Annotated in this window: 21 protein-coding genes; 16 read left to right on the top strand and 5 right to left on the bottom strand. The window is 68.5% G+C overall.

Going from position 1 to position 21,502, the window contains the following annotated elements; translation table 11 throughout:
* Positions 1-2,610 (top strand): branched-chain amino acid ABC transporter ATP-binding protein/permease, encoded by a 2,610-nt coding sequence (locus tag BLV94_RS20985; RefSeq protein WP_072942910.1) that lies wholly within the window; start codon positions 1-3, stop codon positions 2,608-2,610.
* Between the two features lie 73 nt (positions 2,611-2,683).
* Positions 2,684-3,487 carry an SDR family NAD(P)-dependent oxidoreductase gene (locus BLV94_RS20980; protein WP_072942912.1) on the top strand — a complete coding sequence of 268 codons (804 nt, stop codon included), beginning with the start codon at positions 2,684-2,686 and terminating at the stop codon, positions 3,485-3,487.
* A gap of 68 nt (positions 3,488-3,555) precedes the next feature.
* Here the strand turns inward: BLV94_RS20980 and BLV94_RS20975 are convergent, their stop codons facing one another.
* Positions 3,556-4,716 carry an ABC transporter substrate-binding protein gene (locus BLV94_RS20975; RefSeq protein WP_072943157.1) on the bottom strand — a complete coding sequence of 387 codons (1,161 nt, stop codon included), beginning with the start codon at positions 4,714-4,716 and terminating at the stop codon, positions 3,556-3,558.
* A gap of 189 nt (positions 4,717-4,905) precedes the next feature.
* On the opposite strand from BLV94_RS20975, the gene BLV94_RS20970 reads away from it, so the two are divergent.
* Together BLV94_RS20970 and purD are read left to right on the top strand one after the other, a co-directional pair.
* Positions 4,906-6,222 carry an FAD-dependent oxidoreductase gene (locus BLV94_RS20970; protein ID WP_072942914.1) on the top strand — a complete coding sequence of 439 codons (1,317 nt, stop codon included), beginning with the start codon at positions 4,906-4,908 and terminating at the stop codon, positions 6,220-6,222.
* Between the two features lie 89 nt (positions 6,223-6,311).
* Complete coding sequence (gene purD, locus BLV94_RS20965) at positions 6,312-7,565, top strand: phosphoribosylamine--glycine ligase (RefSeq protein ID WP_072942916.1); 1,254 nt, start codon at positions 6,312-6,314, stop codon at positions 7,563-7,565.
* Positions 7,566-7,636: 71 nt separating this feature from the next.
* Here the strand turns inward: purD and BLV94_RS20960 are convergent, their stop codons facing one another.
* Together BLV94_RS20960 and BLV94_RS20955 are read right to left on the bottom strand one after the other, a co-directional pair.
* The gene (locus tag BLV94_RS20960) at positions 7,637-8,389 is read right to left on the bottom strand and encodes a 3-hydroxybutyrate dehydrogenase (RefSeq protein ID WP_072942918.1); all 753 of its coding nucleotides are present in this window, start codon (positions 8,387-8,389) and stop codon (positions 7,637-7,639) included.
* Entirely contained in the window at positions 8,386-9,774 is a 1,389-nt protein-coding gene (locus tag BLV94_RS20955; RefSeq protein WP_072942920.1) for an MFS transporter, read from the bottom strand. Before BLV94_RS20955 ends, BLV94_RS20960 begins: the two co-directional genes overlap by 4 nt.
* 113 nt (positions 9,775-9,887) lie before the next feature.
* On the opposite strand from BLV94_RS20955, the gene BLV94_RS20950 reads away from it, so the two are divergent.
* From BLV94_RS20950 to BLV94_RS20925, 6 genes are all read left to right on the top strand, one after another.
* Complete coding sequence (locus BLV94_RS20950) at positions 9,888-10,814, top strand: LysR family transcriptional regulator (protein ID WP_072942922.1); 927 nt, start codon at positions 9,888-9,890, stop codon at positions 10,812-10,814.
* A 23-nt stretch (positions 10,815-10,837) separates the two neighbouring features.
* Positions 10,838-12,004 carry a pyridoxal phosphate-dependent aminotransferase gene (locus BLV94_RS20945; RefSeq protein ID WP_072942924.1) on the top strand — a complete coding sequence of 389 codons (1,167 nt, stop codon included), beginning with the start codon at positions 10,838-10,840 and terminating at the stop codon, positions 12,002-12,004.
* 91 nt (positions 12,005-12,095) lie between these two features.
* Complete coding sequence (locus BLV94_RS20940) at positions 12,096-12,383, top strand: PLDc N-terminal domain-containing protein (protein ID WP_072942926.1); 288 nt, start codon at positions 12,096-12,098, stop codon at positions 12,381-12,383.
* Positions 12,384-12,439: 56 nt separating this feature from the next.
* Positions 12,440-12,859 (top strand): DUF1707 SHOCT-like domain-containing protein, encoded by a 420-nt coding sequence (locus BLV94_RS20935; protein ID WP_072942927.1) that lies wholly within the window; start codon positions 12,440-12,442, stop codon positions 12,857-12,859.
* 105 nt (positions 12,860-12,964) lie between these two features.
* Positions 12,965-13,558, top strand: coding sequence for a PepSY domain-containing protein (locus BLV94_RS20930; RefSeq protein ID WP_072942929.1), 594 nt, complete (start codon positions 12,965-12,967; stop codon positions 13,556-13,558).
* A gap of 92 nt (positions 13,559-13,650) precedes the next feature.
* On the top strand, positions 13,651-14,331 hold the full coding sequence (locus tag BLV94_RS20925) for a DUF998 domain-containing protein (RefSeq protein ID WP_072942931.1): 681 nt from the start codon (positions 13,651-13,653) through the stop codon (positions 14,329-14,331).
* On the opposite strand, the gene BLV94_RS20920 is transcribed toward BLV94_RS20925, so the two are convergent.
* Positions 14,318-15,841, bottom strand: a complete 1,524-nt coding sequence (locus BLV94_RS20920) for an alpha/beta fold hydrolase (RefSeq protein WP_072942934.1) — start codon at positions 15,839-15,841, stop codon at positions 14,318-14,320. The two genes, BLV94_RS20925 and BLV94_RS20920, sit on opposite strands and share 14 nt — an antisense overlap.
* Positions 15,842-15,940: 99 nt before the next feature.
* Here BLV94_RS20920 and BLV94_RS20915 point away from each other — a divergent pair, with 99 nt between their 5' ends.
* The 3 genes from BLV94_RS20915 to BLV94_RS20905 all read left to right on the top strand — a co-directional run bounded on the left by BLV94_RS20915 (position 15,941) and on the right by BLV94_RS20905 (position 18,501).
* Entirely contained in the window at positions 15,941-16,570 is a 630-nt protein-coding gene (locus BLV94_RS20915) for a TetR/AcrR family transcriptional regulator (RefSeq protein WP_015888636.1), read from the top strand.
* A 22-nt stretch (positions 16,571-16,592) separates the two neighbouring features.
* On the top strand, positions 16,593-18,014 hold the full coding sequence (purB, locus tag BLV94_RS20910; protein ID WP_072942936.1) for an adenylosuccinate lyase: 1,422 nt from the start codon (positions 16,593-16,595) through the stop codon (positions 18,012-18,014).
* Positions 18,015-18,090: 76 nt separating this feature from the next.
* Complete coding sequence (locus BLV94_RS20905) at positions 18,091-18,501, top strand: HIT family protein (protein ID WP_072942938.1); 411 nt, start codon at positions 18,091-18,093, stop codon at positions 18,499-18,501.
* Positions 18,502-18,538: 37 nt separating this feature from the next.
* Here the strand turns inward: BLV94_RS20905 and BLV94_RS20900 are convergent, their stop codons facing one another.
* Positions 18,539-19,282 (bottom strand): NRDE family protein, encoded by a 744-nt coding sequence (locus BLV94_RS20900; protein WP_072942940.1) that lies wholly within the window; start codon positions 19,280-19,282, stop codon positions 18,539-18,541.
* 91 nt (positions 19,283-19,373) lie between these two features.
* Here BLV94_RS20900 and BLV94_RS20895 point away from each other — a divergent pair, with 91 nt between their 5' ends.
* The 3 genes from BLV94_RS20895 to BLV94_RS20885 are packed head-to-tail and all read left to right on the top strand — an operon-like array spanning position 19,374 to position 21,494.
* Positions 19,374-19,874, top strand: coding sequence for a MarR family winged helix-turn-helix transcriptional regulator (locus BLV94_RS20895; protein ID WP_072942942.1), 501 nt, complete (start codon positions 19,374-19,376; stop codon positions 19,872-19,874).
* On the top strand, positions 19,871-20,716 hold the full coding sequence (locus BLV94_RS20890) for an ABC transporter ATP-binding protein (RefSeq protein WP_072942944.1): 846 nt from the start codon (positions 19,871-19,873) through the stop codon (positions 20,714-20,716). The genes BLV94_RS20895 and BLV94_RS20890 overlap by 4 nt, the downstream gene beginning before the upstream one ends.
* A complete protein-coding gene (locus tag BLV94_RS20885; protein WP_072942946.1) occupies positions 20,676-21,494 on the top strand; it encodes an ABC transporter permease in 819 nt (272 codons plus the stop codon). Before BLV94_RS20890 ends, BLV94_RS20885 begins: the two co-directional genes overlap by 41 nt.
* Positions 21,495-21,502: the final 8 nt, after the last annotated feature.

The following is a 21,502-nucleotide window of genomic DNA, read 5'->3' as shown; positions in this document are numbered from 1 at the left end:
ATGGTCACAAAAGACATCTCGGCCCAGCCCACCGGACGCACCGCCCAGCGGCTGTACAGCGCCGGTCAGCTCCTCGGAGGCCCGGCTGCCGCGCTCCTCACGCTGGTGGTGCTGTCTTCCGGACTCGTACCGGGCTACCAGATGTACACGGTCGGACTCGCTGCCGTGTACGGACTGATCGTCCTGTCCATCTCGCTGCTCGCCGGGTGGACGGGTATCTGGTCGATCGGGCACCCCGCAATGGTTGCGATCGGCGCGTATGCAACCGCCTACGGCAGCAGTAACGGTTGGGGACTTGCCTTCACCTCCGTTGTCGCCGTTGTCTTGTGCGCACTGCTGGGAGGCTTCCTCGGTTTCGCCGGCTCCCGCTTCTCCGTGCTGTACGTCGCCCTTCTGACGTTGGCGTTCACCTTGGTGATCCTCGAGATCATCGGTGCGTGGAAGAGCGTCACCGGCGGCGACCAGGGAGTGCCGGTCGAGACGTTCGAGACCGCGCTCGGCGACCTCGTTCCGTCGTCCGACGAAGTCACCTACCTGGCCGTCGGAATTCTCGGTCTCGCGATCGCGGTGTCGGTGTTCCTGCGCCGCACGACCATCCGTATGCGTATGGTCGCCGCCAAGACGCACCCCCTGGCGGGCAGGTCGATCGGTATCGCTCCCGAATTGCAGTCGAGCCTCGGCTTCGCGATCAGTGCGGGTGTCGCGGGCCTGTCCGGTGTGCTACTCGCCTTGCTGTCGGGCTTCATCAGCCCGGAGGGCTTCTCGATGGTGTTCGCGGTCAACCTGATTGCCGCGACCGTCCTCGGCGGGACCGGCAGTGTGATCGGCGCCGTTCTCGGCGGCGCGTTCCTGGCGTCCGCACCGACCTTGGCGTCGTCCCTGTCGATCGACCAGCCCTACCTGATCGGGGGTGTCCTGATTCTCACCCTGCTGTTTCTCGCCGATGGAATCGTCCCGACGGCCGGGAAGCTGTTGCGCCGATTCGTCCCGGTCACCCGGGCACTCGGCCGCCCGGCGCCGTCCCTCTCGGGACCCGACCTCGTCGACACTGCGGGATCGGGCGCGAACCTGCGGGCCGATGCCGCCGATGCCGCCGATGCCGCCGATGCCGCCGATGCCGCCGAGGCGGCCGTGCTGAGGACGGAGGCACTCGGTGTCCGATTCGGTGGTCTTCAGGCCGTGCACGATATCGATCTCCGCGTCGGTGCGGGTGAGGTGCTCGCGATCATCGGGCCGAACGGGGCCGGCAAGACCACGTTCGTCAACGCCCTGTGTGGCCTGATCGGTGGCGGTGAACTCGAGGGGACGATGGAACTCGGTGGCCGACCGCTGAACGGCGTGCGGGCGACTCGTCGACGTTCGCTCGGCCTCGGCCGGACATTTCAGCATGCCGAACTTTTCGCGGAACTGACCGTTCTCGAGAATGTCAGTGTCGTCAACCGTTGGGAGCGCCGTGCCGATCGCGACTCTGCGTTGCAGGTACTCGCAAGTGTCGGGTTGGCCGACCACGTGCACCGACTCCCCGGAGAACTGCCGTTCGGGCTTCAGAAGCGGGTCGATCTGGCCCGTGCGGTCGCGGCGCTGGCCGACAACCCGCGATTGATGGTTCTTGACGAGCCGTTCGGTGGCCTCGACGCGGACGAACGTCGGACCCTCGCAGAACACATCCGCCGACTCTCGGATTCCGGTACCTCGGTGGTCATCATCGACCACGTCCTCGACGATCTGTTCGCCGTCGCGGATCGGGTGGTGGCGTTCGACTTCGGTGAGCTGATCGCCGATGGAACCCCGGACACCGTTCTCCAGAACCAAACGGTCCGCGACTCGTATCTCGGAAACATCGACACCACACTGATCGCACCCGACATCGATCGAGCGGCGACGCCGTTGATCTCCGTGCGGGGGGTCGAGCACCACTACGCGGGTGTACGTGCGTTGTCCGGCATCGATCTCGACGTCCACGCGGGCGGCATCCTCGGCATCGTGGGCGCGAACGGCGCCGGCAAGAGCACCCTGGGCCGGATCCTGCACGGCGACCTGCACTCGACCGGCGGCACCCGGACGGTCACTGGCACAGATGCGCTGCGGCTCAGCCTGGTTCCCGAGGGACGTGCCTTGTTCCGCACCCTGTCGGTGCGCGAGAACCTCGAGGTCGCGGCGTACGCCGCAGGAATCTCCGGCCGCCGGTTGCGCACTCGGCTCGAAGAGTTGCAGCACGGACTCCCCGAACGTGTCCGCACCCGCATGAACATCCCGGCAGGCTCGCTGTCCGGCGGCGAACAACAACTGGTCGCCATCGCCCGTGCGCTGATGGCCGACCCCGAGGTTCTGATCCTCGACGAACCTGCGCTGGGTCTGTCCCCGGCCATGGTCGACGAGGTCTACTCGCAGGTCAATGCTCTGGCGCGTCGCGGCATCACGACCATCCTGCTCGACCAGTCCCTCGCCCGCGCGCTCGAATCCTGCAGTGAGATCGTTGTTCTCCGTCAAGGTGAGGTCGTCGCGCGCGGCAACAGCGGCACGCCGGGATTCGGTCAGATCGCGGAGGCGGCGTACTTCGGTACCGAGATCCCCGCGCACATCGGGGAAGTGTTCGTACCAAAGCCGTGACGGCCGTGGGTGTTCCGCGAAGCTGAATCGCCGTCCGGATCGATCGGGCTCGGAGAAAAGGAGAACGGAGAAGATGAACAAGTCTCGGACGGCAGGACACGGCAGATTCGACGGCGCAGTAGCCCTGGTAACCGGAGGCGGATCAGGAATCGGAGCAGCCGTTGTCGCGCAGCTCGTCGACGAGGGTGCTGCCCGCGTCTACGTGGTCGACATCGTGGTCGACGAGCTGCGCCGTCGGTACGGCGACGATCCGAAGACGATCGTCCGAGTGGTCGATGTCTCGGACCCGGCGGCCGTCGACGCCGCCATGGCGGAGGTCGTCGCCGCCGAGGGCCGGCTCGACGTCGTCGTACACGCCGCCGGTGTGGACGACCCTGAGTCCAAGAAGATCATCACGGAGGCGACTGCCGCCGGCACCCCGATCGACCTGACGGCGAACCTCACCGATGCACGGTGGCGCCGCGTGATGTCGGTCAACCTGGACGGAACATTTCACGTGGTGCGCTCCGCAGTGCGGGAAATGAAGCCGAAAGGTGGCGCGATCGTCGTGATCGGCTCGTCCTCGGCATTCGACACCTTGACGGGGTACCCGCACTACGCGGCGTCCAAAGCGGCCGTCCATGCTTTCTGCCAGGCCGTCGCCAAGGAGGTCGTGGCCTTCGGCATCCGGCTCAACCTCGTCGCTCCCGGACCGACGGAGACCGGCATGTCCGCTCGCACACCGGAAGAACTGAAAATGCAGTGGGTCAACAACACACCGGTGCCGTACGCGACACCGGACGAGATCGCGGACAACGTGCTGTTCCTCGCCTCGGAACAGGCCAGGAACGTCGTCGGTGCGGTGTTGCTCAGCAACCGTGGGCGATTCACCGTCTGAGCTCCACCCCCACCGACAACTGTGTCCCGCCCCTGAATTCAGGGGCGGGACACAGTGCTACTGCGGTGCTACTGCGGCGACACGAAGTCGCCGATGGGGACGAACTTGCCGTCCTCGACCTGGACCCGGACCACGCTGCGGGTGCCGACATGCTCGTCGGCGCTGAACGTGAGCGGAGGCATGACGCCTGTGTCGAGGGTGCCGCTCGCGACTATCGCGTCGGTGATGGACTCGGACGTGATCTCGCCGTCGATGGTCGCGAGAACCTGGGCGAACGCTTTGGCCGAACCGTAGGTTGCCAGCGAGTAGAAATCGGGCTTCTCTCCGGGCTTGTACTTCGCCAGTGCCTGACGGTATTCCTCGACCTCCGGGGTGTCGGCGGTGGGAGGCAGCGTGAGTGACACGGCGCGGAATCCGTCCGCATTCTTACCTGCCAGGTCGAGCAGGCTGTTGCCGACCGTAGGGGAGTAGCCGTAGCTGGGAATCTTCACACCCTGCAGCGCCATCTCGTTGAGGTAGGCGGCGGCCTCCTGGATCGGCAGAATCGTGAGGACCGCGTCGGGTGCGGCCGCACGGATCTGGGACACGAACGGGCTGTAGTCCGTGGTACCGAGCTTGACCTCCACGGTCGAAACCTCCGCACCGGCCTTCTCGAGCTCGGTCGTGGCGACTGCGCCCACATTCACGAACGCGGCCGGATCGTTGCGGATGATCGTGACCTTCTTGGCACCCTCGTCAAGTGCCCACTGCGCGGCAGCGCGCGCCTGGTTCTCGTAGAGCGTCTGGCTGCCGAACAACCCGTCCCGCGGCGGGTCGTACCAGGCGGCGGAGCCGCCGTAGGTCCCGAACACGGGGATCTTGTTCTGTTCGAGGACGAACGGAAACGTTGCTTCCGTGGTGGCCGTGCCGTTGGCGCCGACGATCGCGACAACCCGGTCGCGAGAGACCAACTGTCGCGCCACCTGAATCGTCTGCTGCGGATCGAAGGCATTGTCGACCGGCGTCCACTCGACGGGGCGTCCGTGGATCCCCCCTGCCGCATTGAGCTGATCGAAGAACGCTTGGGTGCCCGCCTCCTGCGGAAGACCGCCCGACGCCTGTGGCCCCGAGAGGGGAAGCCACGCACCGAGTTTGATCGGGCCACCCGCATCGCCGTCGCCGGCATGCGTTCCGCAGGCGGTCAAGGTTGTGGCGAGAACCACGCCGACCGTGAGAAGAATTTTCCGCACATCCACTCCTTGAATCGAGTTCAGTTCAATGGATGCTATAGGGGAACTCGTGTGTCGGCAATCACATTCGTGCACGACGCGGAGCCGCGCGGCTCGGCAATCTCCCGAACTATTGAACTGACTTCAGTTGAAGAGTTAGTGTGTCGGTGGTAACACAACGGCTCGGTCACATGCGATGAGGAGAATTGGATGGCAGAAATCGAAACCGACGTACTCGTGATCGGCGCCGGGATGGCCGGGTTGACTGCGGCCGCGCGGGCGGCGACCAGCGGAAAATCGGTTGTCGTCGTCGAGAAGTCCGCGGCGATCGGCGGGTCCGCGCAGTTCGCCGGATACGCATGGACCGCGCCTTCGCACGAGGTCATGGACGAGGTCAACCCGGACGGTGATCCGGAATTGCGGCGAGCGCTGGTCGACGGGTTCTCCGACGGAATCGACTGGATCCGGTCCCTCGGCGTCGACTGCGCGGACGCGGTCACCGTACTCCGCTACGGCACCGGGCATCAGTTCGACACCAACCGGTACATCGACGAGTGTCGTCGCCGAATCCGAAGTCACGGCGGTGAGGTGCACACAAGTGCAGAGACTCTCGCGTTGCTCCCGCTGGACGGTGGAGTCGCCGGTGCGCGTGTCCGGCTCGCGGACGGCACCGAATGTGAAATACATTCCCCGGCGACGATTCTTGCGACGGGCGGATTCCAGGCGAATCCCGACCTGGCCTCCGCGCACATCCACCCCGCGGCGAGCGAAATGCAACTGCGCTCCAATCCCACCAGTGCGGGAGACGGACTTCGCCTGGCCGAGGCCGTCGGCGCGGCGACCGGGACGGATCGGTCCGGCTTCTACGGCCACCTCGTACCGACGGGCGTGCGCTTCCGCGACCCGTCCGATTTCGTCGCACTCTCGCTCTACTACAGCGAGCACGCGCTGTTGTTCAACCTCGACAACCGCCGTTTCACGGATGAGACCGTCGGGGACCATCTGACCACGATGGACCTGCTGGAGCAGCCCGAGTCGCGAGGGTTGCTCGTTGCCGATGCTCGGGTCTACCGCGACTGGATCACCGGCAGCTACGTGGAAGGCGCCGCGTCTCTCGACAAGTTCGACCTCGCGCAGCGCCGGGGTGGGCGGTGTGGAATCGCCGAGAACCTGGACGAGTTCGCCTACCTTCCCGAGGAGTGGGGCTACGACGGCGCTGCGATCGCACATCAGATCCGCTCTCTCAACGCGGCGGGTGCGGACGGGCAGCCTCCGCGGAGGTTCGACTCGTCCCCGCTCGACGAGGGTCCGTACTACCTCGTCGAGGCATGCCCGGCTCTGACGTTCCCGTTCCACGGCATCCGCATCGACGAGCACGGCCGTGTCCTCGATTCGGCGGGCGGCACGATCAGTGGACTGTTTGCCGCCGGATCGGACACCGGCGGACTCTACAACCGCGCATACACCGGAGGTATCGCACCTGCTCTGGTGTTCGGCTTGGCCGCCGCGGATCGAGCAGCTTGCTGACGCCCGTGAGTAATTGTCAACCGCCGGCGGTTAACAAGTACTCACGGGTGGCGGAGCCGCAGCCTGGCGCGGCCCGTAGGCTGACACCCGTGCGCGTACTCGTTATCGGCTCCGGAGCCCGTGAACATGCCCTCCTTCTCGCCCTTGCTCGCGATCCGGGTGTCAGTGCCCTGATGTGCGCGCCCGGCAATGCCGGGATCGGCAAGATCGCCGAGCAGCACTCGGTCGACATCGCGTCCGGGGAGGCGGTGGCGGCCCTCGCGAAGAAGCTGGACGCCGACCTCGTCGTGGTGGGCCCCGAGGTCCCGCTGGTGCTCGGTGTCGCGGACGCCGTCCGCGCGGCAGGCATCGCCTGCTTCGGCCCGTCGGCCGACGCCGCGCGTATCGAGGGTTCCAAGGCGTTCGCGAAGGACGTCATGGCCGCCGCCGGCGTGAAGACCGCGCACAGCGAGATCGTCGACTCGCCCGCCAAGCTGGACGAGGCACTGGACCGCTTCGGGCCCAACTGGGTGGTCAAGGACGACGGCCTCGCGGCGGGCAAGGGTGTCGTGGTCACCACCGATCGGGACGCCGCCCGCGACCACGCGGCCGAACTGCTCGAGAACGGCCACCCCGTCCTCCTCGAATCCTTCCTCGACGGTCCCGAGGTGTCGCTGTTCTGCGTCGTCGACGGTGAGACCGTCGTGCCGCTGCTGCCGGCCCAGGACCACAAGCGGGTCGGCGACGGCGACACCGGACCCAACACCGGCGGCATGGGCGCCTACACGCCGCTCCCGTGGCTGCCGGAGCAGACCGTGACCCAGATCGTCGACGACGTCGTGAAGCCGGTGGCCGCCGAGCTCGTCGCCCGCGGCAGCGCCTTCAGCGGTCTGCTGTACGCCGGGCTGGCGATCGGCAAGGACGGCCCGGCCGTCGTCGAGTTCAACTGCCGTTTCGGTGACCCCGAGACCCAGGCGGTTCTCGCGCTGCTGAAGAGCCCGCTCGGGGAGCTGCTGAACGCGGCGGCCACCGGAACGCTCGACCGGGTCGCGCCGCTCGAATGGCAGGACGGCTCGGCGGTGACTGTCGTGGTCGCGGCCGAGCACTACCCGGCGACCCCGCGTACCGGCGACGTGATCACCGGCGCCGACGGTGACGGCGTCCTGCACGCAGGCACGAAGCTCGTCGACGACCAGGTGGTCTCCGCAGGCGGACGCGTGCTCAGCGTGGTCGGCGTCGGAGCCGACCTCGACGCGGCGCGCGCCGACGCGTACTCCAAGATCTCCGCGATCAAGCTGCCGGGAAGCCACTTCCGGAAGGACATCGGGCTGGCCGCGGTCGAGGGCCGCATCGCCATTCCCTGAGGTCGAAGCACTGTCGAAGCAGGCGTGCACCCCCGGAGTATCCGGGGGTGCACGCCTGCTTCGTCACCAGGTCATCGGGCGGTCCAGCCTCCGTCGATCGTGTAGGAGGCGCCGGTGACCATGCCTGCGTCGGCGGACGCGAGCCACGCGACGAGGGAAGCGACCTCCGACGGTTCCACCAGTCGCTTGATCGCACTCTCGGTGAGCATCACCTTCTCGATCACCTCGGACTCGCTGATGCCGTGCACCTGCGCCTGATCCGCGATCTGCTTCTGCACCAACGGCGTCAGGACGTATCCGGGGTTGACGCAGTTGCTGGTGACGCCGTGCGGACCGCCCTCGAGGGCCGTCACCTTCGACAGTCCCTCGAGCCCGTGCTTGGCGGTGACGTACGCGGCCTTGAACGCCGACGCGCGGAGTCCGTGCACCGACGAGACGTTGACGATGCGCCCGAAACCCGTCGCATACATGTGCGGCAGGGCGGCACGGATCAGCAGGAACGGCGCCTCGACCATCAGAGTCTGGATGCGCCGGAAGTCCTCGGGGCGGAATTCCTCGATGGGACTGATGGTTTGGATCCCGGCGTTGTTGACGAGGATGTCCGTCTCGAGCCGCAACTCGGTGAGCGGATCGGTGTCGAGGAGGTCGACGTGCCACGCCGTTCCGTCGATGTCGTCGGCGAGGCTCTTGGCGGCCACGTCGTCGACATCGGCGACGGTGACGTGGGCTCCGCGCGCGGCGAGCGCCCGGGCGCAGGCCGCGCCGATGCCGCTGGCGCCGCCGGTGACGAGCGCGGTGCGCCCGCTCAGGTTCTGCTCGGTCATGCCGGGACCTCGTTCTTCGCGCCTGCGGCCTTCTCGTCGGCGAGGATCTGCGCGTCCGCCGCGTCGATCGACTCGAGCGAGATGCCCTTGGTCTCCCGGGCGACGACGACGGCGACGGCGGTGATCAGGCAGGCGATCGCCAGGTAGATCGCGATCGGAACGGCCGAGTCGTACTTGCTGAGCAGGCTGGCCGCGATGATCGGCGCCAGCGAACCCGCCACGATCGACGTCACCTGGTAGCCGAGGGAGACACCCGAGTACCGCATGCGGGTCGGGAACATCTCGGCCATGATCGCCGGCTGACCGGCGTACATGAACGCGTGGAACACCAGTCCGATGATGATCGCCGCAAGGATGACGGCGTTGTGCCCGCTGTTCATCATCGGGAAGGCGAAGAAGCCCCACGTGCCCGCGGTCAGCGCACCGATCATGTAGACGGGACGGCGGCCGATGGTGTCGGAGAGCCGCCCGACGAGCGGGATCGCCGCGAAGTGCACGGCATGGGCGATCAGCATCCACCAGAGGATCTGCGCGGTGTCCGTGTGGACGACCACCTTGAGGTACGTGATCGAGAACGTGACCACCAGGTAGTACATGACGTTCTCACCGAAGCGCAGGCCCATCGCCGTCAGCACGCCGCGGGGGTAACGCTTGAGCACCTCGAAGACGCTGAACGACGTCTCCTTGATGTGCTCCGCTTCCTTCTGCGCCTGGATGAAGATCGGCGCGTCCGTCACCTTCGTGCGGATGTAGTAGCCGACGAGGACGATGACGGCGGACAACCAGAACGCCACACGCCAGCCCCAGCTGAGGAAGGACTCGTCGGACAGCGTCGTCGTGAGGATCAGCAGGACCACGGTCGCGACGAGGTTGCCCGCGGGCACACCGGCCTGCGGCCACGACGCCCAGAAGCCGCGGGATTTGCTGGGGCTGTGCTCGGCCACCAGCAGCACCGCGCCGCCCCACTCGCCGCCGACGGCGAATCCCTGGATGAAGCGGAGCGTGACGAGCAGGGCGGGGGCCCAGTACCCGATCTGGCCGTAGGTGGGCAGGCAGCCCATCAGGAACGTGGCCGTTCCGACGAGCAGGAGGCTGAACTGCAGCAGTTGCTTGCGGCCGAACTTGTCGCCGAAGTGACCGAAGACGATGCCGCCGAGCGGCCGGGCGACGAAGCCCACGGCGTAGGTCACGAACGCCGCGATGATCGCGTCGAGTTCGTTGCCCCCGGCCGCGAAGAAGACCTTGCTGAACACGAGCGTCGCCGCGGTTCCGTAGAGGAAGAACTCGTACCACTCGACGACGGTGCCGGCCATGGATGCGCCGACCACCTTCTTCAGCCCGGACGGCGGGGCTTCCTTCACGTGCGCTGTATCGTCGACGCTCATCTGTCGCTCCTCTTCACACTCCGCACCCTGTTGTGACTGGGGGCACAGTTCATTGGTCCTGCCGAGTATTGATGCATATTTGTGCGCACACAATGACGCAACCTGCAACCCGCATGTGCAAATATGCAGAAGTGACGTCCGGAACAGCCATGCCCAGCCCCGACGACCTCCTCGTTCTGCTGGCAGTGGGGCGGACCGGCCGCTTCAATACCGCCGCCGACGACCTGGGTGTCAACCACACGACCATCTCGCGTCGGATCGCGAGTCTGGAGAAAAGCCTCGGCGGCCGGGTGCTCGTGAAGGCCGCGGGCGGATGGGAACTCACCGACCTCGGGCGGCAGGCGCTGACCGCGGCCGAACGCGTGGAGGCCGCCGTCCACGGACTCGTCGCCGAACCCGGCGGCGCCGACCACCTGAAGGGAGTGGTCCGGGTGTCGGCGACCGACGGGTTCAGCGCCTACATCGCGGCGCCCGCAGGCGCGCTGATCCGCAGCAGGCACCCCGACGTGTCCGTGGAGATCGTCGCGATCACCCGCCGGGCCTCGCAGCATCGCTCGGGACTCGACATCGAGATCGTCGTGGGCAAACCGCAGGTGCACCGGGCGGAGGCGCTGTGGCTGGCCGACTACACCCTCGGCCTGTACGGCGCGCGGTCGTATCTGTCCGAACACGGCACCCCGACGCGAGTGAATGATCTGGCCGATCATTCACTCGTCTACTTCATCGACTCGATGCTGCAGGTCGACGAACTCGACCTGGCGCGCCGCCTCACCGTCTCGATGCGCGAATCGGTGACGTCCACCAATGTGTTCGTGCACGTCGAGGCCACCCGGGCGTCGGCTGGGATCGGGCTGCTGCCGTGCTTCATGGCCGACCGCCACGACGACCTCGTGCGGGTGCTGCCCGGGCAGGTCGAGGCCACGCTGGCGTACTGGCTCGTGGCGCGGCCCGAGTCGCTGCGACGACCGGAGGTCGCGGCGGTGGTGGGGGCGATCCGGGAGACGGTGGAATCGCAGCGGGACGCGTTGGCGGGGGAGTGAGCGCGTCACGCTAGCGTCATGGGGTGCGTCCCGAATCCCAGCGGTCCAACATCCAGACCTTCCACGTGATGGACGTGTGGAAGGCCGCCACCGAACGTCAGCGCACCCACGGCGACGTGCTGACCCTCGCGGCCGGGCAGCCGTCCACGCCCGCGCCGCAGCCGGTGCTCCGCGCGACGCGGGAAGTGCTCGACGGGCACCTGCTCGGCTACACCGAGACGTTCGGGATCCTGCCGCTGCGGGAGGCGATCGCCGGATATCACGCCGGCAAGTCCGGGATCGACGTCGACGCCGAGGACGTCGTCGTGACCACCGGTTCCTCCGGCGCATTCACGCTGCTGTTCCTCGCCGCCTTCGACGTCGGCGACACCGTCGTGGTGGCCCGCCCCGGCTACCCGGCCTACCGGAACACGCTCGCCGCCCTCGGCTGCAACGTCATCGAGATCGACTGCGGAGCCGACACCCGGTTCCAGCCGACGGTCGCGATGCTCGACGCCCTGCCCGAGCCGCCCGCCGGACTGATCGTCGCGAGCCCCGCCAACCCCACCGGCACCGTCATCGACCCCGGCGAACTGGCCGCCCTCGCCCGCTGGTGCGACGCCCACGGGACGCTGCTGATCTCCGACGAGATCTACCACGGCATCGGATACGGCGATCAGGCGATGACCAGCTCGTGGGAGACGTCCCGCGAATCCGTCGTCGTCGGCTCGGTGTCCAAGTACTTCTCGATGACGGGCTGGCGGCTGGGCTGGATGCTGGTCCCCGAGGGGCTGCGCCGGCCGTTGCAGCGGCTGGCGTCGAACATGACGGTGTGCCCGCCCGCCATCTCCCAGTACGCGGCGATCGCGGCGTTCACCGAGGAATCGAGGGCCGAACTCGACGGCCACGTCCAGCGCTACGCCGTCAACCGGGAGTTGCTGCTCACCGGACTTCCCGAGCTGGGCATCACCGACCTGGCACCCGCCGACGGGGCGTTCTACGTCTACGCCGACATCGGGCACCTGCTCGGCGGATCCCACGGCGCGACGTCGACGGAATGGTGCTCGCGGCTGCTGCAGGACACCGGTCTGGCGCTGGCCCCCGGCATCGATTTCGACACCGTCCACGGAGACAAGACCGTCCGGCTGTCGTTCGCCGGGTCCACGGCCGAGGTCCGGGAATCCCTGGTGCGACTGGGCCGCTGGCTGTAGCCGCGGTTCGCTCTTGCGGCGATGCCGCAGCAGTTGTTCGATGGACTTGGGCGCACCGCGTGTTCGGGCGCGCCAGGCAAGGAGAACGACGATGCTGTACGTCGCGTTGCTCGCATTCGTGTTGTGGGTCCTGTGCTTCGCCGACGCCGTCACCACCGACGACGACCAGTTCCGGAACCTCTCGAAGGAGGGGTGGCTGGTGATCGTGCTGCTGCTTCCGCTCGTCGGCTCGGTGCTGTGGCTCGTGGCCGGGCGGCCGCAGAAGATTCCGCGCGATCGGCTGCCCGCCGATCCGGAGGAAGCCGAGTTCGTGCGGCGGTGCCGGGAACGCGCGGAGGAACAGCGCCGGCAAGGTTTCCACGGGCGCGACCAGGAATAGAAGGCCTACACTGTGGCTAGGATTACAGTGTTACAAACCAGGCGCGAGGCGACGACATGAGCGACATCAGTCATCCACAGCCACCCCTTCCTGGCGGAGTCCGCATCGGGACCGTGGAGCGGGAGCAAGCAGCGGCGGCACTCGCCGAACATTTCGCAGCCGGACGGCTCGAGACCGACGAGTTCGACGCCCGGGTGCGGGCGGCGTACCTCGCCAAGACCGCCGGCGACCTCGTGCCGCTGTTCGCGGATCTTCCGGACAAGCAGCGCTTCACGCCCGAACCCGAACGGGTGCGCGTGCGACGCGACCCCGGGCGGGAGGCGGCGGCGCTGCGGGTACTCGTGTTCGTGGTGGCCATCCTCGCCGCGATCCTGTGGGTCGCGTTGGTCCGCGTCCCCCCGCTCGTCTTCCTGCCCATCGTGTGGCTCGTGCTCGCCCGTCGCAGCTTCGGGCGGGGGTCTTGTCGGGCGTGGTGAGGGTCTGACTCGGGCCGAGAACTGGCGAAAACTACCGCGAGGTCGGTTGTGGCTCCCGTATTCTGACAGGCAGGTTTGACGCCGTCGAGCGATCGAGGAGCCACGATGACCAGCAGAATTGTGCGCTGTGCGAGCCTGATCCCGGTAGTCGCGGCCTCCGCGCTGCTGCTGGGCGGATGCGGTTCCGACAGCGGTGACACCCCGTCGACCTCCGCCAGTGCCACGGCGTCGGCCTCCGCTGCGATGACGTCGCCGACCGCCACGAGCGCGGCAGGGGCCGCGGCGGTCACCAAGGAACAGGCGGAGCAGACCGCTGTCGCGACGGTCCCGGGCGGCACGGTCGTGAACTCGGAGCAGCAGCAGCGGGACGGTAAGCCGGTGTGGCACGTCCACATCCGCGACACACGGGGCTACGACTACGACGTGAACGTCGACGCGGCGACCGGCACCGTGGTGTCCGACAGCCAGGACGGGCAGACCACCACGGCGGCCGCACCCGCACCGCCCGCCGGCGCGGTGACCCAGCAGCAGGCGGAGCAGATCGCCCTGGCAACGGTCCCGGGCGGCACGGTCGCGAATTCGGAGCAGCAGCAGCGGGACGGTAAGCCGGTGTGGCACATTCACATCCGCGACGCCAAGGGCTGGGACTACGACGTCAACGTCGACGAGGCGACCGGGGCCGTCCTCCCCGACAACTGACCGTAGTGGGTAGAACGACTCAGATGATCGTCTCGGGAAGATGGGTAAGTTACCCGATGCCCGGACGGTGACGTCGCCCTAGCGTCGTGGTCATGGTCACCACGTCAGTTCGCGTGTCACGCCCCGACTTCCAGCGGTGGGCGGCCCGCGCGGGCGTCGCGGGCCCGGTGTTGTTCACCGCGGGATTTTTCGTCCAGGAGGCATTTCGCCAAGGCGACTACAGCCGGATCGCCGACCCGATCAGTGCTCTCGAGGCGGACCCACGCGGATGGATCCAACAGCTGAATTTCGTGGCCTTCGCCGTGCTGCTGACGATCTTCGCGATCGGACTCCATCGCGGCATCGCGAAAACGCGGTACGGCTGGGCAGGGCCCGCTCTGCTCGGCGTGGCGGCGGTGGGGCTGATACTCGCCGCAGTGTTTCCGTTGCGCGAAGATCCGGCAGGGGAGCCCTACGACCCGGGCCACCACGTGATCGCGGGGGTCACGTTCTTCTCGTGCAGCGCCCTCGCCCTGGTGGTGCTGTCGCACCGGTTCGCCGCCGATCCGCGGTGGCGCGGCCTGGCGCGGTACGTCGGGGTCGCCGGAATTCTCGGTCTGGGCTGTTTCGTGTTGCTCGGCCGGTTCGCGATGCCGGGCGGCGCACCGTTGCACGAGGTCGCCGGGCTCCTCCAGCGCATGACAGTTCTCGCCGTCACGTTCCCGGCGCTGGTGGCGATCGCGCTGCGGCTCCGTCGCCTCGCCTGCCGGCCTCCGGCTCTCACCCGGTCGTGAATACCGGCATCTGCACTCGCGTGAGGCAACTCGTGTCGTAGTCGCCGGTCGGCTGCTCGAGGAAGCCGATCGTGACGGCCGGGGCGCAGTCCGAGGACTGCAGCACGTCGTGGCCGAGTCCGGGAAACTCGAGCACCTCGGACCGCGACAGGGTGGCGGCAGCGGTGCGCGCCTGCGACGGCGGAGTAACGGCGTCGAGCGATCCGGTGAGGAGCAGGGTCGGCACGTTGCTTCCCGTCGGCTCATGCACGCGGACGTCGGACGCGGGCACGTCCCAGACGTCGCAGTCGTCGAAGATCCGGGCGGCCTGCGGCACCAGCGACAGCACCGCGTCCGGGAAGTCCGGGAGCACCTGCTTCGCGGTCGCGGCAACCTGCCCACGGTCGGTGAACGCCGTCTGCTCACCGCAGAACACCCCGAACGTCAGTCCGTAGCCGATGAGGCCGGGCGGCGTCACCGTGCCGAGCAGTGCGGTCGCGGCCGGGACGCCGTCGCCGGTGGCGGTCGCGTGGACGAGCGCGGGGAGTCCGGCGTAGTTGCCCGGCGCGAGGCTTTGCTGGATGACCAGATTCGCGAACGTGTACCCGTCGAGCACGACGCGTCTGCCGGACAGGTCGACGGTCAGCGGAGCGACGGCCAGGCGGTTCACGGTCGCGGTGAATTCGTCCTCGAGGCCCGGGTAGGCCTCGGCGCACGCCGGCTGAGCCGCGCACGCGTCGAACAGTGCTCGGTAGCCCGCGGCGGCGCCCGGCCAGAAGCCCTCGATGATGTTGTTCTGCGTCGGCACGACCGAGTCCAGCACCACGCTGCGGATGCCGTCCGGGTGGTCGCGGAGCACGGTGAGTGCGAGGTCGGTGCCGTACGAGACGCCGTAGACGTTCCACTCGTCGAGGCCGAGCGCCACCCGCAGATCCGCGACGTCGGCGGCGTTCTCCGCGGTGTCGTAGGCGCCGAGGTCGTAACCGCCCCCGGTGACCCGGTCGCGGCAGGTCCGGGTGGCCTCGACGTCGAGCGGTGCGGTCGCCGGATCGAGCGGGCTCAGAGCCGTCTGCGCCGCCTGGAACTCGTCGATCTCGGGGCATGCCAGGAAGGGGTCGGAATGCATGGTGCCGCGCTGGCCGAGGAACAGGACGTCGCGATCCCGGTTCAGCCCGAGCGGCGCGACCTCGGCGGCACTCGCCGGCGCGGGCCCGCCCGGACCTCCCGTGAGATAGACGAGAGGGTCGGGTCGCGGGGTCGCGGACGTGGCACCGAGCCGCGTCACGGCCAGTTCGATGCGTCGTCCGTCCGGACGGGAGCGGTCCTCCGGAACGGTCAACGTGCCGCAGCTGAACTCGGCGCCGAGGTCCAGTTGCGGCAGTCCGGGGACGTTCGGCGACGGGCATGCGGCGGCGGTGAAGACGGCCGCCGGATCGGGTGCCGGATCGCCGGCGGACCCGCACGCCGACGCCAGGACCATCGGCGCCGTCGCCGCGCATCCCAGGGCCAGCATCCGCACCGACACCCGCATCGTTCCGACGCTACGCCGGTGCGCGGCACCACCCACATACTTCGCGGTCTGTCGCCCAATCTGCCCTGGTGCGGCATCCGCGGCTGGCAGGATGAATTGGTGTCATCCGCGGCAACTCCGAAGGGCGAACGGCGCCGACAGGCGCTGGTCGAGGCTGCCGCCGATCTGCTCCTCGAGGGTGGATTCGACGCGGTCCGGCACCGCTCGGTGGCCACCCGCGCCGACCTTCCGCTCGCGTCGACCACCTACTACTTCGAGTCGCTGGACGACCTGATCGCGAAGGCAGTCGAATGCAACGGCAACCGCGACCTCGCGGTCATGCGCGGCCGCGTCGAGGACGTGACGCACCGGCGCCGCGGCCGCGAGTCCACCGTCGACCTCCTCCTCGACCTGCTCGTCGGACCGGCCCTGATCAGTGAGGACTGCCGCGAGAGGCTGATCTCCCGGTACGAGCGGTTCACGGCCTGCGCGCGCCGCCCCGAACTGCGCGAAGTCCAGTTGCGGTTGCGCGCGCAACTGGACGACGTCCTGACCGAGGCGCTGCGGCGCTCCGACCGCGACGTCCGGCAGGAGCAACTCCGGCGGCTCGTCGCCGTCGTCGACGGAGCCGTGGTCACCGCGCTCGGCGAGCACGACCCCGACCTGCGGGCCCTCGCCCGGGCGATGCTGCTCGACGTCGTCGACGTCGTCGCGCCCGCCCTCGACCGGCCGGACCACGTCGAGCTGTAGCGCCGCCGTAAACTGAGGACTCGTGAGCCGCATCCCGAACGTCCTTGCCAACCGTTACGCCAGCCCCGAACTCGTCGAGTTGTGGTCGCCCGAGCACAAGATCGTCCTCGAGCGTCAGCTGTGGCTCGCCGTGCTGCGGGCTCAGGCGGAACTCGGGATCGACGTGCCGGCCGAGGCGCTCGCCGACTACGAACGCGTGCTCGAGCAGGTGGACCTCGACTCCATCGCCGACCGCGAGCGCGTCACCCGCCACGACGTGAAGGCCCGCATCGAGGAGTTCAACGCCCTCGCCGGCCACGAGCAGGTCCACAAGGGGCTGACCAGCCGCGACCTCACCGAGAACGTCGAGCAGTTGCAAATCCTGCGGTCGCTCGAGCACGTCCACGCACACGGTGTCGCGGTCGCGGCCCGGCTGGCCGAGCGGGCCGCCGAGTACAGCAGCCTCGTCATGGCAGGCCGCTCGCACAACGTCGCGGCGCAGGCCACCACCCTGGGCAAGCGGTTCGCGTCCGCCGCCGACGAACTGCTCGTCGCGCTCACCCGGCTGCGCGAGCTGATCGACCGCTACCCGCTGCGCGGCATCAAGGGCCCCATGGGCACCGCGCAGGACATGCTCGACCTCCTCGACGGTGACTCGTCCAAGCTGGAGGCGCTGGAGCAGAAGGTCGCCGAGCATCTCGGCTTCTCCCACGTGTTCACGAGCGTCGGCCAGGTGTACCCGCGGTCGCTGGACCACGACGTGCTGTCCGCGCTGGTGCAGGTGGCGGCGGGGCCGTCGTCGTTCGCGCACACCATCCGCCTGATGGCGGGCCACGAACTGGTCACCGAGGGCTTCCAGCCCGGGCAGGTCGGGTCGTCGGCGATGCCGCACAAGATGAACACCCGCTCCTGCGAGCGCGTCAACGGACTGCAGGTCGTGCTCCGCGGATACGCGTCGATGGCCGCCGAACTGGCGGGCGCGCAGTGGAACGAGGGTGACGTGTTCTGCTCGGTGGTGCGCCGCGTCGCGCTGCCGGACGCGTTCTTCGCGATCGACGGACTCATCGAGACGTTCCTGACGGTGCTCGCCGAATTCGGCGCCTACCCCGCCGTCATCGAGAAGGAACTCACCCGGTACCTGCCGTTCCTCGCCACCACCAAGGTCCTGATGGCGCTGGTGCGGGCCGGAGTGGGCCGGGAGACCGCGCACGAGGTCATCAAGGAACACGCCGTCGCCGTCGCGCTGGCGATGCGTGAGCAGGGCAAGGAGCCCGACCTCCTCGACCGGCTCGCCGCCGACGACCGCCTGCCCCTCGACCGGGCCGCCCTCGACCAGGCTCTCGCCGACAAGAAGGCGTTCATCGGTGCCGCAGAGGCGCAGGTCGCCACGGTCGTGGCGCAGGTGCAGAAGCTCGTCGACGCCAACCCCGAGGCGGCCGCCTACCAGCCGTCCCCGATCCTGTAGGCGGCTCCGCCGCCCGTGCGCCTTTCTGGTTGCTGGGACTACCAAAAAAAGGCGCACAAGCACCGGAGGTGCCTACGTGAACTGCATTTTCTGCGAGATCGTGTCCGGCCGTTCCGATGCCAGCGTCGTGCACGAGGACGAGAACGTGATGGCGTTCATGGACATCCGGCCGTGGACGTCCGGACATCTGCTGGTGGTCCCGAAGCGGCATGCGAGCGGGCTCGCCGACCTCGACCCGGGCGACGGCGCGGCGGTGTTCGCGGTGGGGCAGCGTCTCGCGACCGCGCTGCGGCACGGGCCGATGCGGGCTCAGGGCGTCAACCTGTTCCTGGCCGACGGGATCGCCGCCGGCCAGGAGGTCTTCCACGTCCACCTGCACGTCGTTCCGCGGACTGCCGGTGACGGGTTCGGGTTGCGCGGAATGCCGAAGTCGCCGAGCCGGATCGCGCTCGATCAGACGGCGGGGGTCATCCGGTCCTCCCTCTGAGGTGAGTGGCAAAGCGTGCGGGAGCACACTTTGCCGCTCACGTGGGGAGGGGGCCGTTCTCGTCGAAGCGTCGCTCGGTGATGTCGTAGGTGCCGTCCGCCCGGACCCGCAGCAGGGTCGACGCCCGCGTCCCGTACTCGCCGTGGCGGATGAACCGGGACGACAGGGCGCGTTCGAGTTCGGGTGCGACGCCCGTGTCGGGCAGCGCGTCCCACGGTGCCGGGTCGCTGTCGGCGAGCACGTCGAAGTACGCCCCCGGATCCGTGTCGGGGCTGCCGTCGTCCGCGGCGAGCGCGGCGGCGAACGCCTGTTTGCCGCCCGTCACCTTCGGCCACGGGGTGTCGAGTTCGGCGTTGGACAGGCCGTGGACGCCGGGTTCGACGCGCTGCCTGCGACCGTGGGGCCGGTTGGTGACCCACCACAGTTCTGCGGCGTCGCCGACGAGCAGGTTGAAGCTGCCGTACTCGGCGCCGGTCGCGGCCACCTGTTCGGCGTGGTCGGCGGGTGAGAGCAGGCCGCGGAGGTAGTCGACGGGCAGGTCTCCGCGGGACCGGGCCCCGGTCGCGGGGGCGCCGTCGCGGACGTTGGTGACGGCCGCGAACCGCAGGGTGTCGGAGATGCCCATCCACGTTCCGCCTGCGAGCAGATCGCGGCCCGCGACGAAGCCGTCCTCCCATCGGTGCAGCGGTTCGGTGGGGCGGGCGTAGAACTCGTCGCGGTTGGCCGCGACGACGAGGGGGAGATCGGGGCGGGTATGCCAGGCGAACAGAACCAGGCACATACGGACGTCTCCTCGTCACCCTCGGTTACACGGTTGCAGGCCCGAGCGTAGCCGCCCTCGTAATACCTCTGAAACAGAGCTATATTGTGGTATGGCACAGAACGAGGCTCCCGACCACTCCGGGTTGGCGCCTGCCGAGCAACTCTTCGCCGCAATCGGATTGTTGCGCAGGCACACCCGCCGACGCGTCGGCCGGCCGTGGCCGGAGACGCCGCTGACCGGGTCGCAGGTGGAGTTGGTGCGACTGCTCCGCCGCAGGCCCGGGACCTCCGTCGCGGAGGCCGCGGCGGCACTGGGTCTCGCGGCGAACACCGTCTCCACCCTCGTGCGGCAACTCACGGACGCCGGGCTGATCGAACGGGTGCGGGACGAGTCCGACCGCCGCGTCGCCCGCCTGGCGCTCACCGGCGCGGCGCGGTCGCAGGTCGAGCGCTGGCGCGACCGCCGCAATCTCGAGGTCGCGGCCGCATTCGACGGACTGAGCGCCGAGGACAGGGCGGCCATCGAATCCGCCATTCCCGCCCTCATCCGCCTCGCCGGAGCGCTCCATCCGGATCGCGCCGAGGACAGCGATCAGGAGGTCGCCCGATGATATTTCGCAGGGAGAAGGCCGCCGCACGAGCGCGGCCGTCCCGCAACGCGCTGGAACTGTCGCATGTGACCTACCGGTTCGGCGACTACACCGCGGTGAACGACCTGAGCCTCGTGATCGAGGCGGGCGAGTGTTTCGGCCTTCTCGGCCCGAACGGCGCGGGGAAGACCACGACGATCCGGCTGCTCAACACGCTTCTTCCGCTGCAGGACGGTGACGTCGGCATCTTCGGATACGACGTGCGCACTCAGGCGATGTCCGTTCGACGGCTGCTGGGGTACGTGCCGCAGCAGTTGTCGATCGAAGGCGCGCTCACCGCCCGGGAGAACGTGTCCTGGTTCGCCCGCCTCTACGACGTCCCGCGGTCCGAACGCCGCGGCCGGGTGAACGAGGTGCTGGAGATGGTGGATCTCGCCGACGTCGCCGATCGGGTGGCGTCGAGTTTCTCCGGCGGCATGGTCCGGCGCCTCGAACTCGCGCAGGCGCTGGTCAACCGGCCGTCGCTGCTGGTGCTCGACGAACCGACGGTCGGGCTCGATCCGGTCGCGCGGGATTCGGTGTGGACCCGCGTCACCGAGATGCAGAAGCAGTACGGGATGACGGTGCTGCTCACCACCCACTACATGGAAGAGGCCGAGGCGCTGTGTGATCGGATCGCGCTGATGCACCGGGGCGAACTGCGCGCGGTCGGTTCGCCGGCCGGACTCGTCGCCGCACTCGGGCCGGACGCGACGCTCGACGACGTCTTCCGCCACTACACCGGTGACAGTCTCACCGCCGACGAGAAGGGAGGGCTCCGGGATGTCCGTAGCGCCCGCCGCACCGCGCGTCGTCTGGGGTGAACCGCCGACCCGGGGTGTGCTCCGGCTGATCTCGCGGATCGCCACGTTCTGTCTGGTCGAGTTGCAGAAACTCCGTCACGACCGAACGGAGTTGGTGACCCGTGCGATCCAGCCGATCCTGTGGCTCGTCATCTTCGGGGAGACGTTCAGCCGCATCCGTGCGATCCCGACCGGCGACGTCCCCTATCTGGACTACCTGGCGCCGGGCATCATCGCGCAGTCGGCGCTGTTCGTCGCGATCTTCTACGGCATCCAGATCATCTGGGAACGCGACGCCGGTGTCCTCACCAAATTGCTCGTGACACCCACTCCGCGTGCGGCTCTCGTGACGGGCAAGGCGTTCGCGGCCGGTGTCCGCGCGGTGGCCCAGGCCGTGGTCGTGGTGGTCGTGGCGGCGCTGCTCGGCGTCGCGATGACGTGGAACCCGCTGCGCCTCCTGGGCGTCGTCGTGGTGGTGGTGCTGGGAGCGGCGTTCTTCTCGTGCCTGTCGGTGGCGATCGCGGGGGTGGTGCTCAAACGTGACCGGCTGATGGGGATCGGGCAGGCGATCACCATGCCGCTGTTCTTCGCGTCGAACGCGCTGTATCCGGTGGAACTCATGCCGGGATGGGTCCAGGCGATCAGCCGGGTCAACCCGCTGAGCTACGAGGTGTCCGCGCTCAGGGGGCTGCTCATCGGCCAGCCGACCAACTACTGGCTCGATTTCGGGGTGCTCGTGGCAGCCGCGGTGCTCGGGATCGCCGTCGCGTCCGCGCTGCTGGGGAGACTGTCCCGGTAGCCGGCCGG

This window comes from Rhodococcus koreensis (genome assembly GCF_900105905.1).
Classification (GTDB): domain Bacteria; phylum Actinomycetota; class Actinomycetes; order Mycobacteriales; family Mycobacteriaceae; genus Rhodococcus_F; species Rhodococcus_F koreensis.
This window is presented reverse-complemented; position numbering and strand designations above follow the sequence as displayed.

Excerpts from the sequence above, each read along its gene's own strand:
- BLV94_RS20985 (WP_072942910.1), top strand. The coding sequence starts at position 1 with ATGGTCACAAAAGACATCTCGGCCCAGCCCACCGGACGCACCGCCCAG.
- BLV94_RS20980 (WP_072942912.1), top strand. The coding sequence starts at position 2,684 with ATGAACAAGTCTCGGACGGCAGGACACGGCAGATTCGACGGCGCAGTA.
- BLV94_RS20970 (WP_072942914.1), top strand. The coding sequence starts at position 4,906 with ATGGCAGAAATCGAAACCGACGTACTCGTGATCGGCGCCGGGATGGCC.
- BLV94_RS20960 (WP_072942918.1), bottom strand. The coding sequence starts at position 8,389 with ATGACCGAGCAGAACCTGAGCGGGCGCACCGCGCTCGTCACCGGCGGC.
- BLV94_RS20955 (WP_072942920.1), bottom strand. The coding sequence starts at position 9,774 with ATGAGCGTCGACGATACAGCGCACGTGAAGGAAGCCCCGCCGTCCGGG.
- BLV94_RS20950 (WP_072942922.1), top strand. The coding sequence starts at position 9,888 with ATGTGCAAATATGCAGAAGTGACGTCCGGAACAGCCATGCCCAGCCCC.
- BLV94_RS20940 (WP_072942926.1), top strand. The coding sequence starts at position 12,096 with ATGCTGTACGTCGCGTTGCTCGCATTCGTGTTGTGGGTCCTGTGCTTC.
- BLV94_RS20935 (WP_072942927.1), top strand. The coding sequence starts at position 12,440 with ATGAGCGACATCAGTCATCCACAGCCACCCCTTCCTGGCGGAGTCCGC.
- BLV94_RS20930 (WP_072942929.1), top strand. The coding sequence starts at position 12,965 with ATGACCAGCAGAATTGTGCGCTGTGCGAGCCTGATCCCGGTAGTCGCG.
- BLV94_RS20925 (WP_072942931.1), top strand. The coding sequence starts at position 13,651 with ATGGTCACCACGTCAGTTCGCGTGTCACGCCCCGACTTCCAGCGGTGG.
- BLV94_RS20920 (WP_072942934.1), bottom strand. The coding sequence starts at position 15,841 with ATGCGGGTGTCGGTGCGGATGCTGGCCCTGGGATGCGCGGCGACGGCG.
- BLV94_RS20900 (WP_072942940.1), bottom strand. The coding sequence starts at position 19,282 with ATGTGCCTGGTTCTGTTCGCCTGGCATACCCGCCCCGATCTCCCCCTC.
- BLV94_RS20895 (WP_072942942.1), top strand. The coding sequence starts at position 19,374 with ATGGCACAGAACGAGGCTCCCGACCACTCCGGGTTGGCGCCTGCCGAG.
- BLV94_RS20890 (WP_072942944.1), top strand. The coding sequence starts at position 19,871 with ATGATATTTCGCAGGGAGAAGGCCGCCGCACGAGCGCGGCCGTCCCGC.
- BLV94_RS20885 (WP_072942946.1), top strand. The coding sequence starts at position 20,676 with ATGTCCGTAGCGCCCGCCGCACCGCGCGTCGTCTGGGGTGAACCGCCG.